This is a genomic window from Bradyrhizobium sp. 153 (assembly GCF_023073835.1).
Lineage (GTDB): Bacteria > Pseudomonadota > Alphaproteobacteria > Rhizobiales > Xanthobacteraceae > Bradyrhizobium.
In genome coordinates, this window is record NZ_JADPKH010000096.1 from 1 (window position 1) to 21,954 (window position 21,954).

Annotated in this window: 20 protein-coding genes and 3 pseudogenes; 11 read left to right on the forward strand and 12 right to left on the reverse strand. The window is 59.3% G+C overall.

Features of this window, described 5'->3' with window-relative positions; all coding sequences use genetic code 11:
- Nucleotides 1-162: 162 nt before the first annotated feature.
- Nucleotides 163-417 (reverse strand): annotated as a pseudogene (locus IVA91_RS24410) (transposase); the annotation flags it as partial.
- Nucleotides 418-529: 112 nt separating this feature from the next.
- Here IVA91_RS24410 and IVA91_RS24415 point away from each other — a divergent pair.
- The 3 genes and pseudogenes from IVA91_RS24415 to gmd all read left to right on the forward strand — a co-directional run bounded on the left by IVA91_RS24415 (nt 530) and on the right by gmd (nt 2,784).
- Nucleotides 530-748, forward strand: coding sequence for a hypothetical protein (locus IVA91_RS24415; RefSeq protein ID WP_247277318.1), 219 nt, complete (start codon nt 530-532; stop codon nt 746-748).
- Between the two features lie 171 nt (nt 749-919).
- Entirely contained in the window at nt 920-1,477 is a 558-nt protein-coding gene (locus tag IVA91_RS24420) for a transglutaminase-like cysteine peptidase (RefSeq protein ID WP_247277319.1), read from the forward strand.
- A 210-nt stretch (nt 1,478-1,687) separates the two neighbouring features.
- Nucleotides 1,688-2,784, forward strand: a pseudogene (gene gmd / locus IVA91_RS24425) (GDP-mannose 4,6-dehydratase).
- Between the two features lie 572 nt (nt 2,785-3,356).
- Here gmd and IVA91_RS24430 read toward each other — a convergent pair.
- Nucleotides 3,357-3,740: a methyltransferase domain-containing protein gene (locus tag IVA91_RS24430; protein WP_247277320.1), complete on the reverse strand. Its 384-nt coding sequence runs from the start codon at nt 3,738-3,740 to the stop codon at nt 3,357-3,359.
- A gap of 304 nt (nt 3,741-4,044) precedes the next feature.
- Between IVA91_RS24430 and IVA91_RS24435 the strand changes: the two genes are divergently transcribed.
- The 3 genes from IVA91_RS24435 (at nt 4,045) to IVA91_RS24445 (ending at nt 6,953) form a co-directional block, all read left to right on the forward strand.
- A complete protein-coding gene (locus IVA91_RS24435; RefSeq protein ID WP_247277321.1) occupies nt 4,045-4,224 on the forward strand; it encodes a hypothetical protein in 180 nt (59 codons plus the stop codon).
- 12 nt (nt 4,225-4,236) lie between these two features.
- Complete coding sequence (locus tag IVA91_RS24440; RefSeq protein WP_346015529.1) at nt 4,237-4,773, forward strand: FkbM family methyltransferase; 537 nt, start codon at nt 4,237-4,239, stop codon at nt 4,771-4,773.
- A gap of 164 nt (nt 4,774-4,937) precedes the next feature.
- Nucleotides 4,938-6,953 carry an acyltransferase family protein gene (locus tag IVA91_RS24445; protein ID WP_247277323.1) on the forward strand — a complete coding sequence of 672 codons (2,016 nt, stop codon included), beginning with the start codon at nt 4,938-4,940 and terminating at the stop codon, nt 6,951-6,953.
- A gap of 93 nt (nt 6,954-7,046) precedes the next feature.
- Here IVA91_RS24445 and IVA91_RS24450 read toward each other — a convergent pair whose 3' ends face one another.
- The 6 genes and pseudogenes from IVA91_RS24450 to IVA91_RS24470 form a co-directional block, all read right to left on the reverse strand.
- Nucleotides 7,047-8,135, reverse strand: coding sequence for a WcaI family glycosyltransferase (locus IVA91_RS24450; RefSeq protein WP_253075152.1), 1,089 nt, complete (start codon nt 8,133-8,135; stop codon nt 7,047-7,049).
- On the reverse strand, nt 8,054-8,392 hold the full coding sequence (locus IVA91_RS36680; RefSeq protein ID WP_253075151.1) for a glycosyltransferase: 339 nt from the start codon (nt 8,390-8,392) through the stop codon (nt 8,054-8,056). Before IVA91_RS36680 ends, IVA91_RS24450 begins: the two co-directional genes overlap by 82 nt.
- Before the next feature lie 60 nt (nt 8,393-8,452).
- Nucleotides 8,453-9,425: pseudogene (locus tag IVA91_RS24455) on the reverse strand (GDP-L-fucose synthase).
- A gap of 766 nt (nt 9,426-10,191) precedes the next feature.
- On the reverse strand, nt 10,192-10,848 hold the full coding sequence (locus tag IVA91_RS24460; RefSeq protein ID WP_256464603.1) for an ABC transporter substrate-binding protein: 657 nt from the start codon (nt 10,846-10,848) through the stop codon (nt 10,192-10,194).
- A gap of 24 nt (nt 10,849-10,872) precedes the next feature.
- Nucleotides 10,873-11,451, reverse strand: coding sequence for a hypothetical protein (locus IVA91_RS24465; protein WP_247459386.1), 579 nt, complete (start codon nt 11,449-11,451; stop codon nt 10,873-10,875).
- Nucleotides 11,452-11,617: 166 nt separating this feature from the next.
- Nucleotides 11,618-12,820, reverse strand: a complete 1,203-nt coding sequence (locus tag IVA91_RS24470) for a polysaccharide biosynthesis/export family protein (protein WP_247277326.1) — start codon at nt 12,818-12,820, stop codon at nt 11,618-11,620.
- A 919-nt stretch (nt 12,821-13,739) separates the two neighbouring features.
- Between IVA91_RS24470 and IVA91_RS24475 the strand changes: the two genes are divergently transcribed.
- Both IVA91_RS24475 and IVA91_RS24480 read left to right on the forward strand, forming a co-directional pair.
- A complete protein-coding gene (locus IVA91_RS24475) occupies nt 13,740-14,015 on the forward strand; it encodes a hypothetical protein (RefSeq protein ID WP_247277327.1) in 276 nt (91 codons plus the stop codon).
- Between the two features lie 505 nt (nt 14,016-14,520).
- On the forward strand, nt 14,521-15,429 hold the full coding sequence (locus IVA91_RS24480) for a hypothetical protein (RefSeq protein ID WP_247277328.1): 909 nt from the start codon (nt 14,521-14,523) through the stop codon (nt 15,427-15,429).
- Nucleotides 15,430-15,441: 12 nt separating this feature from the next.
- Here IVA91_RS24480 and IVA91_RS24485 read toward each other — a convergent pair whose 3' ends face one another.
- Nucleotides 15,442-16,068 carry a transglutaminase-like cysteine peptidase gene (locus tag IVA91_RS24485; protein WP_247277329.1) on the reverse strand — a complete coding sequence of 209 codons (627 nt, stop codon included), beginning with the start codon at nt 16,066-16,068 and terminating at the stop codon, nt 15,442-15,444.
- 193 nt (nt 16,069-16,261) lie between these two features.
- On the opposite strand from IVA91_RS24485, the gene IVA91_RS24490 reads away from it, so the two are divergent.
- Together IVA91_RS24490 and IVA91_RS24495 are read left to right on the forward strand one after the other, a co-directional pair.
- Nucleotides 16,262-16,999: a metallophosphoesterase family protein gene (locus IVA91_RS24490; protein ID WP_247450378.1), complete on the forward strand. Its 738-nt coding sequence runs from the start codon at nt 16,262-16,264 to the stop codon at nt 16,997-16,999.
- Between the two features lie 128 nt (nt 17,000-17,127).
- Nucleotides 17,128-17,721, forward strand: coding sequence for a hypothetical protein (locus tag IVA91_RS24495; protein ID WP_247450376.1), 594 nt, complete (start codon nt 17,128-17,130; stop codon nt 17,719-17,721).
- Nucleotides 17,722-17,769: 48 nt separating this feature from the next.
- Here the strand turns inward: IVA91_RS24495 and IVA91_RS24500 are convergent, their stop codons facing one another.
- Nucleotides 17,770-18,105 (reverse strand): hypothetical protein, encoded by a 336-nt coding sequence (locus IVA91_RS24500; RefSeq protein ID WP_247277333.1) that lies wholly within the window; start codon nt 18,103-18,105, stop codon nt 17,770-17,772.
- A gap of 2,187 nt (nt 18,106-20,292) precedes the next feature.
- Nucleotides 20,293-20,469 carry a hypothetical protein gene (locus IVA91_RS24505; protein ID WP_247277334.1) on the reverse strand — a complete coding sequence of 59 codons (177 nt, stop codon included), beginning with the start codon at nt 20,467-20,469 and terminating at the stop codon, nt 20,293-20,295.
- 384 nt (nt 20,470-20,853) lie between these two features.
- Here IVA91_RS24505 and IVA91_RS24510 point away from each other — a divergent pair, with 384 nt between their 5' ends.
- Nucleotides 20,854-21,390, forward strand: coding sequence for a hypothetical protein (locus tag IVA91_RS24510; RefSeq protein ID WP_247277335.1), 537 nt, complete (start codon nt 20,854-20,856; stop codon nt 21,388-21,390).
- 11 nt (nt 21,391-21,401) lie between these two features.
- Here IVA91_RS24510 and IVA91_RS24515 read toward each other — a convergent pair whose 3' ends face one another.
- Entirely contained in the window at nt 21,402-21,680 is a 279-nt protein-coding gene (locus tag IVA91_RS24515) for a hypothetical protein (protein WP_247277336.1), read from the reverse strand.
- Nucleotides 21,681-21,954 lie beyond the last annotated feature (274 nt).

Below are 21,954 nucleotides of genomic sequence, written 5' to 3' on the forward strand. Positions count from 1 at the left end.
GCCGGAGCAGCGTCGCCACTCCCAAGTCCGCATGCACCCATGGACCACGTTTTTTAACGGGGATTCTGCCTCCAATAAGCTGACGGCCGCTACCCTCCTAGCCAAGAAGATAGCACAAGGCTGTTTCTACCCCGCGCAGGCGCGCCACAACGCTGGACAGTTTTTTAGGATATCCCGCTCAGCCTTCAACTTGGCGACCTCACGGCGCAACCGCTCGATCTCCTGCTGCTCCGGTTTCATCTGCCCCTGGCCGGGAAAGGCCTGCACCGGATCGGAGCCGAACTCTTTCACCCATTTGCGCAGAACGTTCTCATGAACGTCCAGGTCGCGACCGGCTTGCGCCACCGATACCCCACGTTCCCTGACCAGCTTGACCGCCTCGACCTTGAACTCGCGACTGAACTTCCGTCTCTTCATCGCCCACCTCCGGCTTCATGAAACACCTAATCCTGGTGTCCATCAAACCGGCAGCAGCTCAGTTTAAATGGATTTACTTTGCTTGATTAATATTTAAACTAAGGGGATTCTGATGGTTAAATTGATTGTCGCTGTCGCTTTCATAATGAGTGTAACGGCCGCTCAAGCGCAGCAAGGCACCGCACCCAAGGCCGCGCCAAACCAAGCAAAACTCGAAAAATGCAGGCAGCTTGCAAAAGAACGCGGCTTTGGTTCCGGAATGGAGAACGCCAAAGGCGGTAACAACATGCGGTCTTTCGTAGTGGCCTGCATGCAAGGGAAGCAAAGCTAGACGCTCTGAATCTCGCTGTGTACTGGAGTCAGCTCAATCCGCGAGCCTATATCCATCTGCGAAACAGCGACGCTTCACATTTAGGCATCGATTGCCTCACGTTTGTCATGGCGTTTTCGCTTCGGCAGCGCAAGATAGAAGCGCTCATATAACTGGCTGCAGGCCGACGCGATGATCAGACAAGCTGTCCGCATGCTGGCTACGATGTATTGCGTTTGCACCCAACCAGCCCATTCAAGTATCGAGACCCTGGAGGTCGTGCCTCCCCTTTCCTTCCCGCTGATCTGCATCCAGTATCCTGAAGAATCTCAGGAACAACCCGACCGACGGATAACGAACTTCCAATCTCGAGGGCAGCGCTGGCGGGAGCTCAACCAAATCAACTCGACCGTCATTGTGCCAAAGAAACAGGTGGCCAGTCAGCTTGATCACGACTGGCAGATCTTTCCTTTTGATGGAAACTGCAGCGACTATGCCGTCACAAAACGCCATTTGCTGCTTCGCGCCGGCTGGCCAAGTTCATCGCTTCTTCTCGCGGAGGTGATCATCCGCGCAAGCGGAGAACATCATCTTGTCCTGCTTGCACGAGAAGGAAGGAGTGTCTTCGTTCTCGACAATCTGAGCACGATCGTCATCGAACTGAACGAAGCCTTGGACAAGTACGTTCTTGTGCGCACAGAGTCGGATCGGGCTCCCCGGCGCTGGGTGCGCACGCTTGCGGCGTTTTAATGGCGGGGCTCGGCTCTCGATCTCAGCGGCTGCGTTTGCGGGTTGCGCTCTCAGTCGCCGAAGATGTGTGGCCGCTTGGGGCCAAGCCCCGACCCAAAGCCATCCTCCTCGGGCCGTTAACATTAGCAGGTAAACAGCCCAAGATTGCTGAGCGTTCGCTAGCAACGAGGCAAGCTTTTGGGTAAGAACATCTGCCAAATTAGACGAGATTTGCATGACCAAAAAAAGCGAGCACTAATCACGGGCGTTACGGGGCAGGACGGCGCCTATCTCGCTGAATGGCTTCTTGCGAAAGGCTATGAAGTCCACGGCATCAAGCGGCGAACCTCGCTGTTCAACACCGATCGCATCGACCACCTCTATCTCGATCCGCACGAGCCCGACCCGCCGTTTCGGCTCCACTACGGCGACCTGACGGACTCCTCCAGCCTCATCAGGATTGTCGGCCAGGTGCAGCCAGACGAGATCTACAATCTCGCTGCCCAGAGCCATGTGGCCGTTTCATTTGAGGAACCCGAATACACGGCCAACTCCGACGGCCTGGGCACTCTGCGGATTCTCGAAGCTATGCGGATCATCGGCTTGGAGAAGAAGGCGCGCTTCTACCAGGCCTCGACGTCCGAACTCTATGGGTTGGTCCAGGAGATCCCTCAGAAAGAAACCACGCCTTTCTATCCGCGCTCACCGTACGCGGTTGCTAAACTTTACGCCTACTGGATTACAGTGAACTATCGCGAAGCCTATGGGATGTATGCTTGCAACGGCATCCTGTTCAATCACGAGTCTCCCGTCCGGGGCGAGACGTTCGTGACCCGCAAAATAACCAGGGCGCTAGCGCGACTCCATTTGGGATTGCAGGAACGCTTATACCTCGGAAACCTCGATGCGCTGCGCGACTGGGGCCACGCCCGCGACTATGTGGAAATGCAGTGGCTGATGCTGCAGCAGGAGACGCGGACGATTTCGTCATCGCCACCGGCGTGCAGCACTCGGTGAGAGAATTCGTGGACGTGGCAGCCAGCGAAGTTGGAATGCGTATCCGCTGGGAAGGCACGGGAGTGGACGAAAAGGGATACGATACCAAAACTGGGAAGTGCATTGTCTCTGTGGATCCACGGTATTTCCGCCCGACCGAAGTCGCCACCCTTCTAGGTGACCCCACCAAGGCAAAACAGAAGCTCGGCTGGGAGCCAAAAACTTCATTCGAGAGCCTGGTTGGGGAGATGATGAAGGAAGATGTTGAATCGGCGAAGCGGGACGAACTGATCAAGCAGCACGGCTTCCGCTACTTCGCGCGACACGAATAGCCTGTCGGTAGGTCGTCATCGCGATTGATGAGAAGCAAGTAAGCGCTCTCGCGGCGCTTACTGTTGGCTGCTTTTGCCCAAGCGACGTCATCGCGGTGTCATCCCTCTTTAGGCAAGCGAACCGCATCTTCCACCGGCAGTGGGGCATGAGGCGTTAGAGACCGGACCGACGTCTCGCTGCTCTTGCCAAGACCCCAAGGTTTCCAAGGAGATGTCTTGCCGCTATCGCCGCACTCTTGCCTTCGGTGACTTCCTGGAGCTTATACTCAAAGTAGTCGGGCAAGACGCGATCCAGATCGAAGGGGTTGGTTAGCGACGAATAACCTTCGGGGCAACAATCGCCGCGACAAAAAACGAGAAGGTTCTGTCGATACCAGGGCCGAATTCGGCTGTCGTCATATATTTGCGGTCGGACGCAATCGAAGGCGCTGTAACCATGGCCGCTGAAACGTTCTGCCCAGTAGGATGGCCACTGCTCCTTCAGGTGGTTTCTGCCGCCTTGCCCTTTGACTGCAGCAGAGAACAGTACGATTGGTGCAGCGGCCACGAGCGCGGAAACGAACTCGTTCGCGCTACTCTCGGGCAAATGCTCGGCCACCTCTAACGAATACGCCAAATCGAATTTCGGTGATGGATCGAAGGTCCATGGATTTGAACCTTTCCGACGGAATTTTGAGTTGATCACGAGGCACATAGTCGCCGTCAATTCCGAGATAATCGCTCACACCGTTCGTAGCGAATTCGTTCAGCCAGGCGCCGACACCGCAGCCGACGTCAACGACCGAATTGACTTTGAAAATTCGAAGTACCAGTGGGACGATCACCGACGCAGGTTTGAAAGACCCGCCTGACTGCTCCTTGAAGAACTGCGCACCGTAATGCCATATCGAACACCCAACCCTCCGGACAACCAAGGCTGCGCCATGTCGGCGCATAACGTCAAGCCCGTCACTCATTGGAGTTTGCAGCAAAAATTTGACCTGTGCGATCGAGTTCCGCACTGCAACATTTGTGGTACACGACCTCGGCTCGCAGATCGCCCTCTCAACTTCGCGCGCTGCAATGACGCGGGCTCTATCGCGGCAATACTGCCGGAAAAGGCCTTCCTTCTTTCTTCAATTGATCTTTCACCGACTTTGAAGCACGTGGGCAACATCGCGTACTTCGTTGAATGCGTCGCCGCTTTGCCGCCATTGTTTCCAACGGAACACTGGCGTGCTTAGCACAGAGCGGGTTGACCTCCCCTCATGTGGAGGTCAAATGGCCGGGTGGGCTGTTCAGGCGACAAGCACAGGCGAACTCATTATGCTCACGGCGCCGCTACGCTTTGCCGGCCGATTGCGCCGCTACATTTCCCGCCGCCTTTACGGCGATCCCGACTCCTATCTTGAATTATGTTCCGGCGTGATTCATGTCGGGGCAAATGACCTCTATGCCTGACACAAGCTCAAGGTGGCGTGGATAGAACCTGTCCCGGAGCAATTTGAAATGCTTCGACAAAACATCCGTTCGCTGCCTGACCAGCGGGCAATCAACGCGTTGATCGCCGATACTGATGGCAAGCCCTATACTTTCCATGTCTCCAACAATGATGGCCTGTCATCGTCCATTCTTGATTTGCATGACCACAAGGACATTTGGCCGGATGTGCACTTCGTCCGCGACATAACGATTCGTTCTTCGACGTTGAAAACGGCTCTTGAAATGTGGCAGGTCGATCCCGGGCAATACAATGCTCTCGTGTTGGACACCCAGGGCTCGGAGTTGCTGGTTCTGCGGGGTGCGCAAGAAATCTTGCGGCAATTCAGATTCATCAAGGCCGAAGCGGCGGACTTCGAGTCATACCGGAATTGTGCGACCGTTGATCAAATACGCTCGTATCTGAAAGCTTTTGGCTTTCAGGTGAGACGCGAGGACCGGTTTGCGAAACGTGCATCTGGTAGCGCCTACTTCGACATTGTTCGAACGCGTCTGAGGCTGAGGTCATGACGCCAACCTGCCGGCTTTGGTCCGAGCGGATATTATCTGCTGATTACTTCTCCGCGCCTGGCGGGTCAGGCCCGACTTCTCCTTCGCGCATCCGCCGACACTAGCCCCTGCCTCGCCGCCGCCCCACGAACAGCCGAAAACGGACAAACTCCGGAACGAAATGCGTGGTACTGATTGTTCGCGCGTTTCTAGATGCAATGTGCACAGCAATAGACATGCAGCCCGTATCGCGAGCGGCGACCCATTTCAGAGCTGATGTCGAGGGGCTGAGGGCGATCGCAGTTCTATCGGTGGTCGCCTTTCATTACGGAGTTCCGGGCTTAACCGGCGGATTTGTCGGTGTAGACGTGTTCTTCGTCATATCCGGCTTCCTGATCACGCAACTTCTGCTTCGGGAGATAGCCGCGACCGGGAAAGTCGATTTGCTTAGCTTCTATGGTCGCAGGGCTAAGAGACTCTTGCCTGCCGCCTTGGCGGTCACGCTAGCGACCTTGATGATTGGATACTTCGTGTTGGCGCCGTTTGAGCAGAAGGAGATGGCCAAGTCGGCCGTAGCTTCAGCGCTGTATGCCGCCAATGTTTGGCTCCTCCGCCAATCCATGAACTATTTCGCCCCCGAAAGTTCGCTCAATCCCTTCCTTCATACGTGGTCGCTTTCAGTCGAGGAACAATTTTACTTGGTCTGGCCCGCGTTTGTCCTCATTGTCGGTCGTTCCAGCCAAAAGATCATCCTGCTAGCTTTGCTGATCGTAGTGTTCGGATCGTTCGCTGGCTGCATCTACCTGACCTACGGCAAGCAAGCTTGGGCGTTCTATCTCGCGCCCCCTCGGGCGTGGGAGTTTGGAGCAGGAGCTCTGATCGCAACAAGACCCTTCGAGCGCTGGGCAAAGCAGCCAGGCTCGAGTTCAATCGTTGGATGGTTGTCATTCGCACTTCTCATCCTGTCATTCTTTGTTATCGACGGCTTCATGGCGTTCCCGGGAGTCGTTGCCGTTGTTCCGGTGGCAGCTACGGCACTGCTGCTGCTCACGGGGAACAATCCTGCTGGACCGTCGGCTTTGCTCAGGACGCATCCGTTTCAGTTCTTCGGTGCCCGGTCCTACGCCATTTACCTCTGGCATTGGCCGATTGCAGTTCTTGGTACGGTAGTTGTTGGCGGTACTGCACTGGCCCATTGCCTTTTCTTCGTGATGACAGTCGTTCTCTCCTCGCTCAGCCTCGCCTGGCTCGAATACCCCATCAGAGCTAGTCACTGGCTGGCACAACGATCTGTACGATCAATTGCCATAGGCGGTGCCGTTACGTTAACCGCCACAGTTGCCGGCATCCTTTCGTTCGCCATTGCGCAGTACGTCACGAATGCCGCGCAAGCGAAGATAGTTGCCTCAACCTCCAAGTATTCACTTGCGAGCGAGAGTGGTTGTCTGGCTGGGTTCACCACACAAAGTCCCATCCGCTGCGTGTTCGGCCCATCCAACTATACAAAGACAATTGTGCTGTTGGGAGATTCTCACGCCGATCAATGGACGACCGCGCTTACAGCCATTGCCGAACAGAGAGGATGGCGGCTTATCACTTATCTTAGGGCCTCCTGTCCTATCGCTGATATTCCCGTTTCCGAGGTCTACAGTTTGCGACTTCGTCGGCTTTCGCCCCAGTGCGCGAGCTGGCGCGAGCAGGCAATCGCGATGATAAAAACTCAAGATAGCCCGGACGCGATACTGTTGGCGCAGTTTTCGAGCGGAAACGTCAAGGGACCATTCACCAATCTGGGACCTCACGCAGTGAGCATTGAGACCTGGGAGCGTGGATTATTTGGAGCGCTCAAGGAACTCGAACCGGTCAACGCCAAGCTCATTGTGATCCGCGACAATCCCACTCCTTACCACCCGGTCGGCAATTGTCTTGCTCGGGCGGAATGGCGGCGCTTACCATTTAGCACCTGCAGTCGCAGTCTTTCGCTCACTACAAGCAACGAAGTGTTCGAAGCAGAGCAACGTGCCGTCTCGTCTGTCAACCACGCGCGCATGATCGACCTAACATCGTCGATCTGCACAGGCTTGGTATGTCCGGCCATTCGCGACGGCGTCGTTGTCTATAGAGACGCGAACCATCTCACAGTCGATTTCACACTAGTGCTTATGGATCGTCTCGCCGCAGAACTAACAGCCGCCCTCTGAGGAAGATCCTGTCGGTCAAGCATCGCAGCGAGCGAGATTCGGGTATGAGCGCTCATCGCGGCGCTTACTTCAGGCTAGTCTCGGTCGACAAAGCTATCGCAGCGCAGCTGGTTGAGGCCAGGGCCCCTCATGGCACAGGAACCGCATCCTCCACCGGCAATGCAACGTTGTCGTTAGCGCCTGCCGAGCCGCTTTCCTCTTTCCCAGTTGAGTTGGGCTCGCCTGCAATGCTTCCGCCCACCGCCGAACGATGGTCCGCCGATCCCATCGCTCGAGGGCGCGCTTTCGTCCTTCATCGCCGTAACGCCGGCGGAGTGCGGGCGACTCACTGAGCTGGCAGACCGCAACTTCCAGAGCGGACAAATCTCCCGGCGGAATCACGAGACCGGCGCCGGTCACTTCCGCCGCCAGCCCCGTACCTTCTTCGGCCATCGCTATGACCGGCCGCGCGGACGCGAAGATCGCACCAAGTTTCGAGGGCAACACCAGATCGGCCGCCTCGGCCTTCTGCGGAATGAGATGAAAATCGGCCGTCGCCATCAATTCGTTGAAGCTCTCGTTGGGCTGAAGTCCAAAAAAATGGACGTTGGAATGTCCGGCGCCCATCTGCTCGAGTCTCGCTTTGTGCGGCCCCTCGCCGGTGAGAATAAAGTGAACATTTGGATGGCTTTGCTCCAAGCTGACCGCAGCCTCTATTACGAGATCGAGCCCCTGCTTATTCGACATCGTTCCAGAGTAGAGCGCAATAATATCGCCCTCGCCAAGGTTTAGCTGCCGGCGGTATTTTGTCATTCGTGATCCGGGGCAGACCGCGCTGGTATCAATCCAGTTTCTGACCTCAAGCGCTTTGTTGGGCGCTAGCCCCTTGATTACCAGGCGCAGCAGCATCGCCTCAGAAATAGTTGAGACGCGATCGAAGGATTTGAGGATTGCAGCTTCCGTTCTCAACATCCACTTGCGTAGTGAATGGTTGCGCAGGAGACCAAGATCATAGGCCGCGTCCACCTCGAAGTCCTGCACATGAAGCCATGATTTGGCACCGACGCGACGAGCGACGAACGAGACGAAGGCAGCCGACATCAGCGATGGCGCGACAGCGATCATAACGTCTGGTCGCCAGCATAGCGCCTCGAAGAGGACCGGCCCCGCGCTCGTGAGCGCGAACGAACCGTGAGGGACCAGCCGTTTAAACTAGCGCCGGAGGGATGTCCGGGCACGTAAATCGGCGCACGTGTTACTCGAACGCCGTTGACATCTCTCGATCTGAAGTACGACGAGTTGAACGCCGGGGGGATCTTCCAGGCCGGATAATAGGGAGGCGCCGTAATGACTTTGACTTCATGACCTTCGGCAGCCAAACTTTCGCAGAGTTCGGCGTTGTATTTCGCCACGCCGATCAGATCTGGGGCATAGTTGATGCCGACCAAGAGAACACGCATTAAGCCCCGCCCAAGTCAAAGTTCAGAATAAAAAGCTTTGTTGTAGTCTAAGTAGTCTACTCAGCGCGTTGCGCTGACTTCCAGATGACGTCCGTAGCCTTCCAAGAAATCTGCGTATGCGGCCGCGAGACCGGCCTGCAAAGCGACGTTCGGTCGCCAACCAAGCTCTCGAATTCTCGAACTATCCAGCAGCTTGCGGGGCGTTCCGTCAGGCTTGGAGGTATCGAACGCGAGCTTGCCTCGATAGCCCACGACTTCCGCTACGGCCGCCGCAAAGTCTGCGATCGATAACTCATCACCACTACCGACGTTTATCGGCAGGTCGCTCGAATAATTCTTCAGAAGGAAACGCAGGCATCGGCGAAATCATCGACGTTGAGAAACTCGCGAAGTGGCGTACCGGTGCCCCATACGGAGACGCTTGGCGCATTGGCGATCTTGGCTTCGTGGAAGCGCCGGATCAGCGCTGCAGGGACGTGACTATGGTCCGGATGATAATTGTCGCCGCGGCCGTAGAGATTGGTCGGCATCACCGAGATGAAATCATCGCCATACTGCCGACGATATGCCTGGCACATCTTGAGGCCGGCAATCTTGGCGATCGCATACCACTCGTTGGTCGGCTCAAGCGGTCCCGTCAGCAATTCGCTTTCGGCGATCGGCTGCTTGGCGTGCTTGGGATAGATACAGGATGAGCCGAGGAACAACAGGCGCTGCACGCCAACCGTGTGACTTGCGCGGATGACGTTCAACTCCACGGCAAGATTGTCGCAGAGAAAGTCGACCGGGAAACTGTTGTTGGCTGCGATACCGCCGACCTTTGCAGCGGCGTGCACCACAACGTCGGGACGATTGGCCTCGAGCCATCTGAGCGTGGGCTCTTCTTTCGTGAGGTCCAGCTCACGCCGATGGGCAACCAGCAGGGTACAATTCTCTGATGCAAGCCTTCGGACGAAGCTGATCCGACCATGCCGCGGTAACCCGCGACAAAGACACGTTTGCCCGTAAGATCGTAGGTTGAAGCCCCTGTCATCGTATCCTCTAGCAGCGGTCGATTGGCCGGATCACCACTCTCAGGAGATCCAGCCACCGCCGCCTTACGCAATCACGCTGCCGATGCAGCCCCGCCGTCAGGTAACACAATCTTCACCATGCGAAAGCCTATCCCGGCCCGACAAAGATATTCATGGTGAACCTGCGCTGCGCGCACAAAAGAGCAGCACTCTCCGAAACAAAAATGAGCAAGGCAGCCACATGAGCTGTGCGGCTGCCTTTAAATCTTTGAAAGAAACGGCGGCCGCCGCTCCTTCAGCCCAAGCTCAATATGCCCGACGTAGGACAGGACCGACAGGCGCGCAAACGCGGTCCATGTACCAGCCATAAGGCGTCTCGACCCGCACCAAGGGGCAACGGCGCACCGGCACATAGCGGTATGGGTACGGCTGCGCCCAGAACGTAACAGGCGTCGCCTGGCTATCGCCCGTGAGCAGGGCTGCCGGTGCGGGCATCTGCATCGCGGCGCTTGCTCCGCTCGCTGCGCCGAGGGAAACAATCGCGGCCAAAAGACCTGCTCGCATCAACGTCTTAAACATCCCAAAAAGCTCCTCGCCCCTACGGATTTGATCCCCGCCCCGCGCCCGCCAGACCCCGCCAACCGACTTCACGGGTCGTAAACCACTCCGCGACTAGCCCAAATAGTGAACCGAACTTTACCAAGGCCATCGGTAGAAATGCAACCGATGCCACGGTGGCCCAAGGCCGTTTGGGTCGATATGGCGCACAGGTGTGGCTTCTTGGTCCTACTTTTCCTCGCTCCAGGCACCCGGGGCAGCGAGGTCGGGTGAACGGCGGTACACATCCCGAAGGAACTGGTAGTTGACCGTCTGAGCCAGTGGCACGTCTTCCTCGCCGAGCTTGGCGAAAATGAGAATATCCCGGAGCGTCCGCCAGCGGCTTTCGTCGTAATCGCCAATACGACCGCCCGTCGGCAACACCAACGGCCGCTGCTGCTGCAGCTCGAATTTCAGCCGCTGAGGGCTCAGCCTGGCCGGGCCGGCGCCGGCGAGAACGGGCACGCTCCGTGCATAGTCCGCATAGGCAAATTGCCATCCTCGAATGAGACCCTGAAGGGCGTCGGCGATCACGGACGGCTGGTCATGGACGAGATCATTGCTCGCGAAGTAGACCTGGCCTGGGACATGGATGCCGTAGTCTTGCGGCTTGATGACATTCAGCTTCACGAAAGTCGCACTGGAGGGATCGGGTTGCTTGTCGATTGCGGTGATGATCGCATCCACCTCTCCGGCCCTCAGAGCCTCGAAGCTATCGCGGTCGGGCACCTTGGTGATCTGGCTTCGGGGAAGCCCGAGCTGCGCCATCATCGCATCAAACACGACGTCTCCCTCACTCGCCCTGCGGTATCCGACCCGCTTTCCGACGGGAGGCCAAAGGCGCATCGTTCTGGGAAAGCTTTGCTAGCTTTAGAGGAAACAATCGATCGGATAGATCTTCACATCAACGTTGAGGCGGCTATTCCGGCTCTGCGCCCGAAAGGCGTAGAATAGCCCAAGATTGTCACGCCCCGGATCGAGTTTTATTCCAGGGGTTAATTCATCGGGCGGGACCGGGACGCCTATATGCCGGCTGACGGCGGAAATCTCGATCCGTCCCTCCCCTTCACCAAAATGGCCGCCGAGCTGGGTCACGGTGACCTTGGGCAGGCCCCGCCGCTGATGGCAGACCTCCTCCTCCCATAGCTTGGTCTGCTGGACCAGCGGTTTGCGCGAGCTGTCTGGGACAACGATATCCGGGAACGACGGGCGCAGCATCCCGAAGAACCTGCTCTCCTTGGAGTTCGCCGACAGCCGGACAGTGAACGAAAGCTCCCCCTTAGCCCCGCGAAGGCGCGACAACATCGGCGCATCAGGTTCGGCGGAGACCATCACGTCGATGCGATGGCGAACGCCGAGCTCCCCTGCAGCAAGGACCTTCCCGACCGGTGCAAGCCCGACGGCAGCAGCGACGAGAGCCAGAAGATGCCAGAATGCTCGAAAGCGCATGAAACCCCCTGCAACACTGCGGGGTGACCTATCGGCGCGCCGCGCTCAGTGGCGCCTTGATCCAAATCCCGAACTCGTAGCCGCAGCAGAACCGCTTCGATTGCTAAACGAAATGGCACCGGGACAAGGCCCCGGTGCCATCGCTTTGGTCGATCAAGTCGGCGTCTTACGGCGCCAACTTGACGTTGTTGCGGAAGATCAGCGCATTGTTCGAGAGATTCACGGCATCATTGCCGGTCGCCATGATCACGCGCAGGTAGTTCAGGAACTTGGCAACTTCGACGTTGCGCGAGTTCGAGACGTAGATGATGTCGCCATTCTTCATCATGACCTTGGTGGCGAGGAAGAAGCCACCGGGATCGCGGAAGTTCACGTTGAAGATGACCGGGACCGTCTCTGACGTGTACTTGCTGACATCGATGCCGAGCTGAGCTGCAACCTCGCGCGGCTCGCGGCGATAGAGATACACGGCAGCCGGATCGGCTTGGCCATCCAAAAGACCACCGGCCTTGCCGACGGCTTCGCCGAGGTTGATGCGCCAGGCATCGAAGTTGAACTCCCCGCTCTGGCCGCTGGCACCGAACGCCAGGAACTTCTGCTGCTCGCGATAGACATAGATGCTGTCGTCGGGCCGAACATAGATATTGTTCTCAGGCGCCATCACGAGATTCTCGAACGGCACGGTCGCCCGGCGTCCGCCGCGCTCCAGCATGACCCAGGTCTCGAAGCCCTGGCCCCTGATGCCGCCGGCGCGGGTGATCGCGTCAAGCACGCGATCCTTCGCACCCGCCGCGCTCGCCGGAAAACGGACGGGCGTGTTGACTTCACCCAGCACGCTGATGAGCTGGGTACGCTGCGACGACATCGCGACGACAACCTGCGGCTCGATCGCGCGATTGGAGATCTTCTCCACGATAGCCCGCTGGATTTGCACCGCCGTAAGGCCGGCCGCCTTGACCTGGCCGGCATAAGGCACGGTAATGAACCCGTCATTGTCGACGGATTGATCAGGAATCGTTACGAAGTTACCCGGACGGACGCCGGCTTCCGCCGGGATGAACAGACCGCCTGCAGCGGCTTCGAAGATGGTAACGCTGACGATGTCGCCGACGCCGAACACGATGCTGGCCGGCGGCCGCTTGTCCGTGAAGGCGCCCGCGAGTCCCTTGGGCTCATGGGTGTGCAGGATCTTCACCGTGGCCGGATTGAGTGGCACCAACTCGTAAGCCGGCGCGTTTTCAGTCTGGATCTTGTTGTTAACGTCGTCCGTCAGCGGACCGGAGCCGGGATTGGTCGAACACGCCCCCAGCGCTAGAGCGGCCGCCAGAAATGCCGGCTTCAATACATAAGTCTTGGCAATAGATGACATGAATCGCGCCCGAGTCCCCAAGTGACATAAATTGGTACGGCCTAGGGGGCGGTGCGACAAGGGCTCCGGGTGGTTAACGGAGCGATCGGTCGGCTAGTGTTGCGTGCGGGACACTCTTTGGGGCTTGGTTTAACCCTTTGTGACTATTTGTTGTATTTCGTGTGCCCGTCGGCGAGCAAACCGCCCAAGTCGAGGGCTCGATGTGTCGAGCGTAAGGCTTCTTGACCTCGCGGCGGTCTGCTAAGGCTGGGCCATTGAGAGGAGGAATCCCCATGTCCGGTCTTCTTCTGATCCCGCTGTTTGGCAGGGTTCCCTCCTTGGCGCCGCCGATCGCCCACGGGGCACTGCCGCCCCATGTCCTGGCAGCGTGGGGCTCTCCTGCCACGGCGCACCGGTTGTTGCGGTGGCCACCCCTGCCCCTGCTTCCGTCTGGAAATTCACCCGGACACAAGGAGCGAAGGACGGCGAGAGCTTCGCCGCGATCATGAAGACCGCGGACACGATCCAGTCGATCCGGACTTCGCCGGCTTGACCGTCCGGTGTGCGCCGAAGGGCAAGATCGACGTGCTGGTGGCCTTGATCCGGCCCTTCCCGCCCCGGAGCCACCCCGAGGTGACCATTGCCGCGAGCGGCGGTTGCACCCTGACCTTGACGCCAACATGGCCGCCGCGGGGCCGCCGTGCTGTTGCCTGGCGAGGTCCCCTCCTTTGCCACCGGGAAATGGCAGACGACGCCCTCGCTGTCCGTGGTCGTGCGGGAAGGCGACAGCGAGATCAAAGGTACGGTGGCTCTCAATGGGCTGCGGGAGGCGTATCATTCCCTGCTGGCAAATTGCAGCCAATAGGCCAAATTTAGCCTTACAACTTAAGGGTCTTTTTAGGGGGAAAACCTAGGGTCCGGAGCACGGAGAGTGTTTCGGATGACCGCGTTTTTGATTTTCAGCTTTCTCGTTGGTGCCGTGCTGGGCCAACGCTTTCGAGTCTTGGTGCTGCTGCCGTTGAGCTTCGTCCTGATGCTCGCCGCCGTCCCGGTCGGCTTGATGCTCGATCTCAGCGTGATCGAGAGCCTGAAAGGCGCGGTGATCGCAGCGATCGCCCTGCAGGGCGGCTATCTCTTTGGTTCGGGGGCTCGCTTTGGCCTTGCTGCCGCTCGCGCCGGCCGCGTCTTCGCTCGCCCGGTCAAGGCCACCCGCTGATCGCGCCAATCATCGCTGAGACGAAGCCGCGCGCGCGATCGGTCATGTCTTAGGTGTTCGTCCGAAGCAGGCCTCTGTTTGAAAACCCACCGCCCGCTAGTATGGTGGCCTGACCGTTTCAGGATTCCCTTCGAGCGCGCCGTTTGTCCCTCGCTTATTTTGCCCTCATCGTTTCCATCGTTTCCGCTTCCGCTCTCGAAATCACCGGCGCCAAGTTCGGTGCGCAGCTCGGGACGATGGCCGCAGCGCTAAGCTTGCTGGCAGCTGCCTCGAGCACGCGAAAGGCCGACTATGAGCACTATGTTCGCGCGACCTCCTGGGGCCGCTGGATCCTGATCGCCATTCCGCTGTGCATCGCGGCTCAACTCGCCCCGCTTCCGCTGGGCTGGGCGCACCCGATCTGGGCCAGCGCTCACGACGTCCTGGGTGGCCGGTCGCTCGGGCCCGTCACCGCCGATGTCGGCTTGACGGTGAATTCGCTGGTGTTGGCGGTGCGGCGATCTCGTTGCTCGGCGTCACCATCCCGGTGGTCCGTAGCCGCAGCCGTGCCGAACTGGTTCTCTTTGTGCTAAGCGGAGTAACGGCGGTCGCCGCCTTGATTTTGGATCTGCATCGGCTCTCGCCGGCGCTTGCTGCAGCCGTGCCCCATGACCTCACGATGACTTTGGCGGGCCTCGGTCTCATGCTCAATCTGGCGGTCATGCAGCTCGCGGCTGAACGGGCCGAAACCCGTCACTCGGTCCTTCGCTCGGTCGCGATCGGCCTGTGCGGCCTTGTCGGGGCCCTGGCCAGCGCAGCCGCGCTCTTTGGCTTGGCGGAAACGAACAGCGCGATCGCAGCGGCCTTTGGCGTTGTGCTGATCCTGCTGATCCTCGTTATCCGCAGACTGTACCTGTCACCATTGGCCGCGAGCGCATTGTCGCTGGCAGCCCTGATCGGCGCGGCGATCGTCCTGACCTTCCTCTTCGAGAAGAGCCCCGGACCAATCCTCCTGCGGATCGTTCCGGAGATGGCGACCGAGACGAAGGCCGCGCTCGAGCGCATGTTGGCCGATACACGCTGGTTCGGCGCCGGCGCCGGGACCTTTGCGGCAGTGGGCAGGATCTATCAGAGCGACGCCGGAGCTTTTTTGGCCGCACCCTCGGCGGCCATGGCCGTCTTTGCGGGGATGGGATGGATCGGCCTGACCGCCATGATGGCGGTGAGCCTGATCGCTTTCGTCCGCCTGTTCTTCGGCGCCTTGCAGCGCGGACGCGACTCGTTCTTTCCCGCGGCGGCTGCCGCCTGTGTTCTCTTTGCGCTGGTCCAGAGCTTTGCGGGTCCCGGATTGCTGCGCCCGGCGGCAATCCTGTGTCTTTCAGTGATCGTGGGACTAGGCCTGTCGCAGAGCGTCAGCCAATCCTCATCACGATAGAACGCGGGGTGGTCAGACGGCGCGATCGCCGAGAGAGGCCCAGTAGTTCGGGTTCTTGGGCGACTGAATGCGGACCCAGCGATAGGGCTTCTTTGACCAGGGCATGATGTGGCCGGAAAGATTGTCCAGCACGAGATCGCCTGAGAAGGTGCGCACCACGACCACGAGGTGATGCTCGCCCCAGGTGGTCACGACCTCGCTCAACAGCACCGCGCGCGCCGGGAAGCCCTTGGCGATCAAATCATGGCGTTTTGTCACAGCGTAGTCGTTGCAGTCGCCGCTGGTCGGATGCAATAACCACTTCTCGCCGCGCAGCCCTTCCAGATTGGCCTCGGGACGGATCGCGCTATTGACCCGCTGGTTGACCTCTTGCATTTGCGCCATGCGCTCGGCCGTGAGCTTCAAGCGACCGCCCCTGAACACGATCTGCTGCGGCCGCGGCTTGCATTCATCCTTGTACTTCAGGCAGAACATGGTGAATGCCATCGGCGCCAGCGTGGGCTGGTCGAACTTGATGTACTGGATGGCACCGCGCAACCCCAAGGGCGCGCCGACGAAAGCCGCTTCCGCTTTCTGCTGCACCCCGGCAGCAACCACGATTGCGGCCAGAACCGCCAGGAACTTTACCACTTTGCGCATGTCGCGCTCCCCGTTCTTGTTGAGGAGACGCTACGCGAGATGTCTTGAAATACGGCTCAAAGGCCGCACGATCCTTTAATCAAAATGCGGCCCAATCGGTCGGAAACAATTAAGAATACCGATGTGTGGCTTGTTCTGCTAAGAGCGGTCACGACGTTCCGCTCGTGACGCTGGATGCGATTCGACCGACCTGATGGACCTTTCCTCACGCTTTCGAAAGAAGACCAAGCCTCGGCTTCCCGATGGCGTTCGCGTCTATGCGATCGGCGATGTGCACGGCCGCGCCGATTTGCTTCAATCGCTGTTAACTGTCATCGATGCCGACCTTGCCCGCTCGGCCCCCCAACGCGCCATTCAGGTCTTTCTCGGCGACTATGTCGACCGCGGCCCGGATTCACGCGGCGTTCTTGATCTGTTGATCGCGCGCTCGAAATCTCACGAGACAGTTTGTCTGAAGGGCAATCACGAAGTCTTCCTGCTCGAGGTGCTCAAGGATCCCGCCCGCTTGCAGGAGTGGCGCCACTATGGCGGCCTCTTGACGCTGGTTTCCTACGGCATCACGCCGACCATGAATCCGTCCGCGGAGCAGCAGGTCGAACTGATCGAGCGACTGAAACGCGCGCTCCCGCCGGAGCATTTGACCTTCCTCCAGCAATTGCGCTCGTCCTTCACCTGCGGCGACTTCTTTTTCGTCCATGCCGGCGTCAAGCCGGGCGTCGCGCTCGATCGTCAGAAGGACGAGGACCTGCTCTGGATCCGCGACGAATTCCTGAACTGCGAAGACCGCTTCGGCAAATATATCGTCCACGGTCATACGCCGGTCGGCGCGCCCGATATCCGTCCGAACCGCATCAACATCGACACCGGCGCCTACGCGACCGGAAACTTGACGCTGCTAACGATCCAAGGCGATAGTCTGCTCGCAATTTAGGCTCTGGCTGGACCTCGGTCCTCTCGTTCGCTCGCCCTCACCGGCTCGTCAATTCCATCATGAACCGCATCATCCTGCTTCGCGTCGTCGGCATCTGCACCGCAACCGCGCTGGCGCTTCACGCCGGCATGGCGTTCTACGGCGATCTCATACGGCCGAACTTTCGCGCCAGCGATTTGTTCTCGGGCGAGATCCCGCCCGACAAGGCCAAGCTGGCGGCCGCCGGCAGCCTGGCATCTTTTTCATGGGATGGCGACCTGCTGGCGAATTACGCGGCAGCGACGGCCGCTGACGTTCTTCACCGTCCGTCAACCGAAGCGGGCGGGCGGGCCAGCGAAAACAAGGCAGCTCAAGGCGCGGTCGTAGCCGCCTTGAAAGTCTCACCGATCAGGCCTGCGCTGTGGCTCACGCTCGGCACGCTGCAGGCACAGGCCGGCGAGGCGGTAACGCCCGCAGTGAAAATGTCCTACTTGACCGGTTCGGTGCCGATCGACGTTGCCTTCTCTCGCGTCCAGATTGTCACGTCGAGCGCGGCCGCGACCGATGAAGAGATCAAGCTGCTGGCGCAATCCGACATCCGGTCGGCTCTGGCCAATCGCTCTCGTTACGAGCCACTGCTGATCGCGGCCTATGTGCAGGCAACGCGGCAAGGCAAGTCGCTGCTGCTGGAGACCACGAAAGTGACCGATCCCAAATTCAACGAGATTATGCGGCGATACTGAACCTGTATGAGCTTCGTCGCCATCGCTCCTTGGGCTGCAGCGAAATTCTCAGCGCACCGATTTCGGGTTGACCGGCACAAAATCCTGATCGCGGCGCGGTTGGTCGGATCGGCCCTGGTAGACGAACATGCCCTTCTTGGTCGCGACGATGTCGCCGCGTTGCAGGCTCTCGTCGCGGAAGAGACGTTCGGTCGCGACAAGGTCCGGATCTTCCGGAATCGGCTTGTAGAGCTCCGGATGCTCCCGCCGCTCGCGCGAGACGTCCGTGGCCCGGCGCCGTGCGTCCTCGATCCGCTGCCGCCATTCCTCGCGCGAGACTTCGGGCTCGCTTGGTGGAAGATAGTCGCTGAGCGAGGGCTCCGGTTCGGTCTGAGCGAGACACAACGAGGGGCTGGCGAAACCAAGACCGAGCGCACCGGCAACAATTATGACCGCCCGAGACGGCGCCCCAAACCATTTTCCCTCGTGATCACGCCGACCTGTTCGCAACTTGATGACTCCAGGCAGAACGATAAGGACGACCATTGGCCATTTCGTTATCTTCAGCTCTTCAGTCTATACCTTTGCGAGTAGCAAGAAAGCCGGTTCGCGGGCAGACTTTCTACTTTAGTTCGCAGGGATTTCAGCACGTGGTTCGGGACGCCCGGCGGCAGGCCAGATCGAATACCCGCAACTCATCGATACTAGTATGAAGCGGACCGGTCGATCAGCGCCGGAGGTCACTTCGTCCTATGGTCGGAGCGCGAGAAGATCTTCTATGGCCTCGACCAGAAGCTCTTTCCTGACGCTAGCTACATCGACATCACGCAGGTTACGCGAGCGTAGGATTGATCACGCTGACCTATGTCGAGGTGCGGACCAGTCAGCAGCACCACTTCGGACTTTGGAAATGTCCGCTTCCGGGTCAGCGGAATGACGCTTAAGTCCAGCAACTTTCCCGCCGGTGCCGAAATGACGCCCGGAAGCCAATGAGGGAAGCGCAATGGCGCCGACAAATTCACCCTGCTGATCTCGGGCAAGAACCGTCACCATGCAGGAATATCGACAGTGGAGGCGAGGTGAATCCCCGACAGCGGCTATGACGCCTTCCTTTGAGAAAGGGGATCATTCAGAGCAGCCGAGCAAATCGGTGTCACAGGCCTGGAGCGAGTGAGTCCCTTGTGATCGACGCCTCAGTAACGCTCCATTTGGATGCTCATTGACAGGCGACAGCCGAAGGCCGGCCGATGCCTGGAAGAACACTCGAAGAACAGCTTGACCGAATTTGCCGCGAAATCGACTTGTACATAGAAGCAGACAGGTCGGAGAGATATCGCTTCGAGCGAGAGTCTCTTCTGTGGACTGCCTCAGACCGCATCGAGTGGCAAGAAACTCGAACTGGCAACACTCAACGCCTGCGCGAACTGATTGAAGAGCGTGACATTCTGCTCAAACAGCTCCGCAGCCGCGCATAGATACTAATCGAAGGAACCTATCATTTGATCGGAGGGCGCTCACCGCAAGGCAAGAGCTGAGAACGAGACCGGAACTGGCCAATGCGTCGCCATGCCCGCAATGCCGGTATCGCTGATTGGGCCTCAATGCCACCTTTGTCTGCATTCGGCTTCTCGCTTCCCAACGGCCCCTTACTGCCGACGAGGACAACCTCTTACCCGGTCCGAGCGCCTGTGAGGCTTCCTCTTGGTCTTTTGGAAAGAGCTAAGGCTCAATCTCTCCAACTGGACAACACAGGGCGAGCTTTCCGCTCCCCAGCCGAGCCGCCAACACAATTACCGCCTGCTCGACTCGCTGCCCCGAGTTCTGTTCCCGTAATAGGGCCGGGCAGAGCCGCTCGTCATGGGGGGCTCGATTCGGCTCGGAATATTTCGCGTCGCCGTGGAGGGCGACGGCTGCGGTGGGTTGACAATGATCACATTGCGATTGGGCGTCGACGGATCGTTTACGCCCTGGGCCCAGGCGGCGGCCGGCACGACAAGCGCGAATATGATCAAGACTAAGCGTTTCATGTGCGACATCTCCCGAGCAGGAACGTCAGGGAGGCGAACACCGTTCCTTCACGGTTGCTTGCCTTTACCGAGGCACGGCAATCAGCTTGCCATCCCTCCAGACGCCTTGGGCCGCCCTTCCGGCAGGAAGGCTCCCCGTCACATTTCGGACCGCGGTAGGCCGGGACGCGGCTTGGGTAGTTTGCGCCTTTTTCGTAGGCGTTGTGATGATGCTGGAACTGGTGGTGTTGGCCTGATCTTTGATCCCTTGCGCCGAAGCGGGCTGAACCAGGAGGGCCAAGAAACTGATTGCCGTCAAAACGCCGCGCATGGTCAAACACCGGAAAAGATGAGCTCGGCGAAATGTCACAGGTTTTTGCCCAAAAGCAAGCTCTTCGAGACGATCGCGCAGGACCTTTGCAGGCCGGATCATGAGCGCGATCCACCGCCGCACAGGCATGCGAATGAAAAGGCCTAGCGAAACAGCCCTATCCGGGTTAGTTGATCAGCCTTGATGACCGAGCCCGGCGACACTGCAGCCAACGCCCCGGGGGCGACCGAGATCAAGGCCGGATTTGTCCGCCTGCTATCGGGCCGGATCCGCGAAATCTCCGACGATCCCCGGCAGATGCGGGATGTCGTTTACGAGTTGGCCCGTATCAAGCTCCTGGAACAATTCACCCACGCCGACGCGCAGGAAGCGCGAGCGCTCCAGCAAGTCCTCGAACGCGCCATCGGGGAGGTCGAACGGTCCTTTGAGCAAAGCGCGACGTCCTCACCGGCAAAGACTGCCGCTGCGCCCGCGCCCAATTCTCCGCCAGTCAACCTCCCCGTTCCTCCGCCCATTCCGACGCCGCCGGCTTTGGCTTCACCGGCCGCCTTGAACGCTGCGGAGGCGCCAAGCCGTCCCGCGGCTCAGGCAACCAAACGGCGCGCGGCCTTGAACTCTCTCGTTCGATTGACCGCCATCCTCCTGCTCATTGCGGGCGCCGGGATCGCGGCTGCCTATTGGCCACGGCTGCTGCCTGAGCGCACCCCGAAAAGCTCGGAAACTCAGCCGACCGCCATCCCGACTCCCTCAATGGGAGATACCGGTGAACGGAGGCCGGAAAGCCCAAAGGAGCCGGCGCAAGCTGCGCAACCCTCGATGCCCTTGCCGACGACCTTCGGCGTTTACGCCTTGAGCGAAGGCCAGCTGCATGAGCTCAAGCCGGTGCCTGGAAAGATTCCGGACCGTCGCGTCGCGATTTCGGCAGCCATCAACACGCCGAGCGCGACCATATTGACGGACGGCGACGTCAAATTCATCGTGTTCAGGCCCGACGGGGGTGTTGACGCAAGCGGGACCGAAGTTCGGGTGGTCGCGAAAGTCTCCCGGGCGATGGGCGTCGATGCCACGGGGAAAGCCGCCATGGTCAGCGCCGGCGATTCCTGGGTCATTCGCAGCATGTCCTACCCCTACAAGGTCGGTCCGGTCGAAGACCAGCCGAGAATGCTATTGCTCCAACCGGAGCAAGACGGCTTTACGCTCGCCCCCGGCCGCTACGTCGTGGTGATCAAGGGCATGGGCTACGACTTCACGGTGGCCGGAACGGTCACTGATCCCAATCAATGCGTCGAACGCATCAATGCAACGAACGGCGCGTTCTACTCGCCCTGCCCGCCGCCCCGACGCCAGCCGTAGCCGCCTTGTTCTTATTTGGCCGGCTTGTTGTCCTTTGGCGCGTCCGCCGGCATGTCGTCGACCTTGCCGTTGTTGGCGACGCATTTTTGGAAGTATTCGCGCTTATCCTTGGCCGTTCCCTTGGTGCTCCCCGCCGCAGGGTTGCCGATTTGTCTGGGCGGAAAGGCCTTGGCCAGCGCCGCATCGCATGCGCGCGCCACCTCGGCAGTGATGGCCGAAGCCGTCGCCGGCGCGGCCAGTGTCAAAGCACCTGCCAGTCCAATCAACGTCCGCAAATTCTTGACCGGCACCTCGTCGCTCCTTCAATTCGTGGATTGCCGAACCATAGCAAAAAGGATCGCAGCACCAAACGGCAAAGCGGTGCCGAATTGTCACGCCGCCGTACCCGCTCGGCGCAGGACTATGCATGTGAGAGTGTTTCCCCTGGGGCCATCCTTCGAGACGCCCGCTTTTAGGCGGGCTCCTTCAGAGCCTGACCGAAAAAGGGTGAGCGGTTTTGGCCGGCTTGTGATTCCTTCGGATTTGCAAAGATTCGAGGGAGGACACCATGCCGTGGACCAAAAC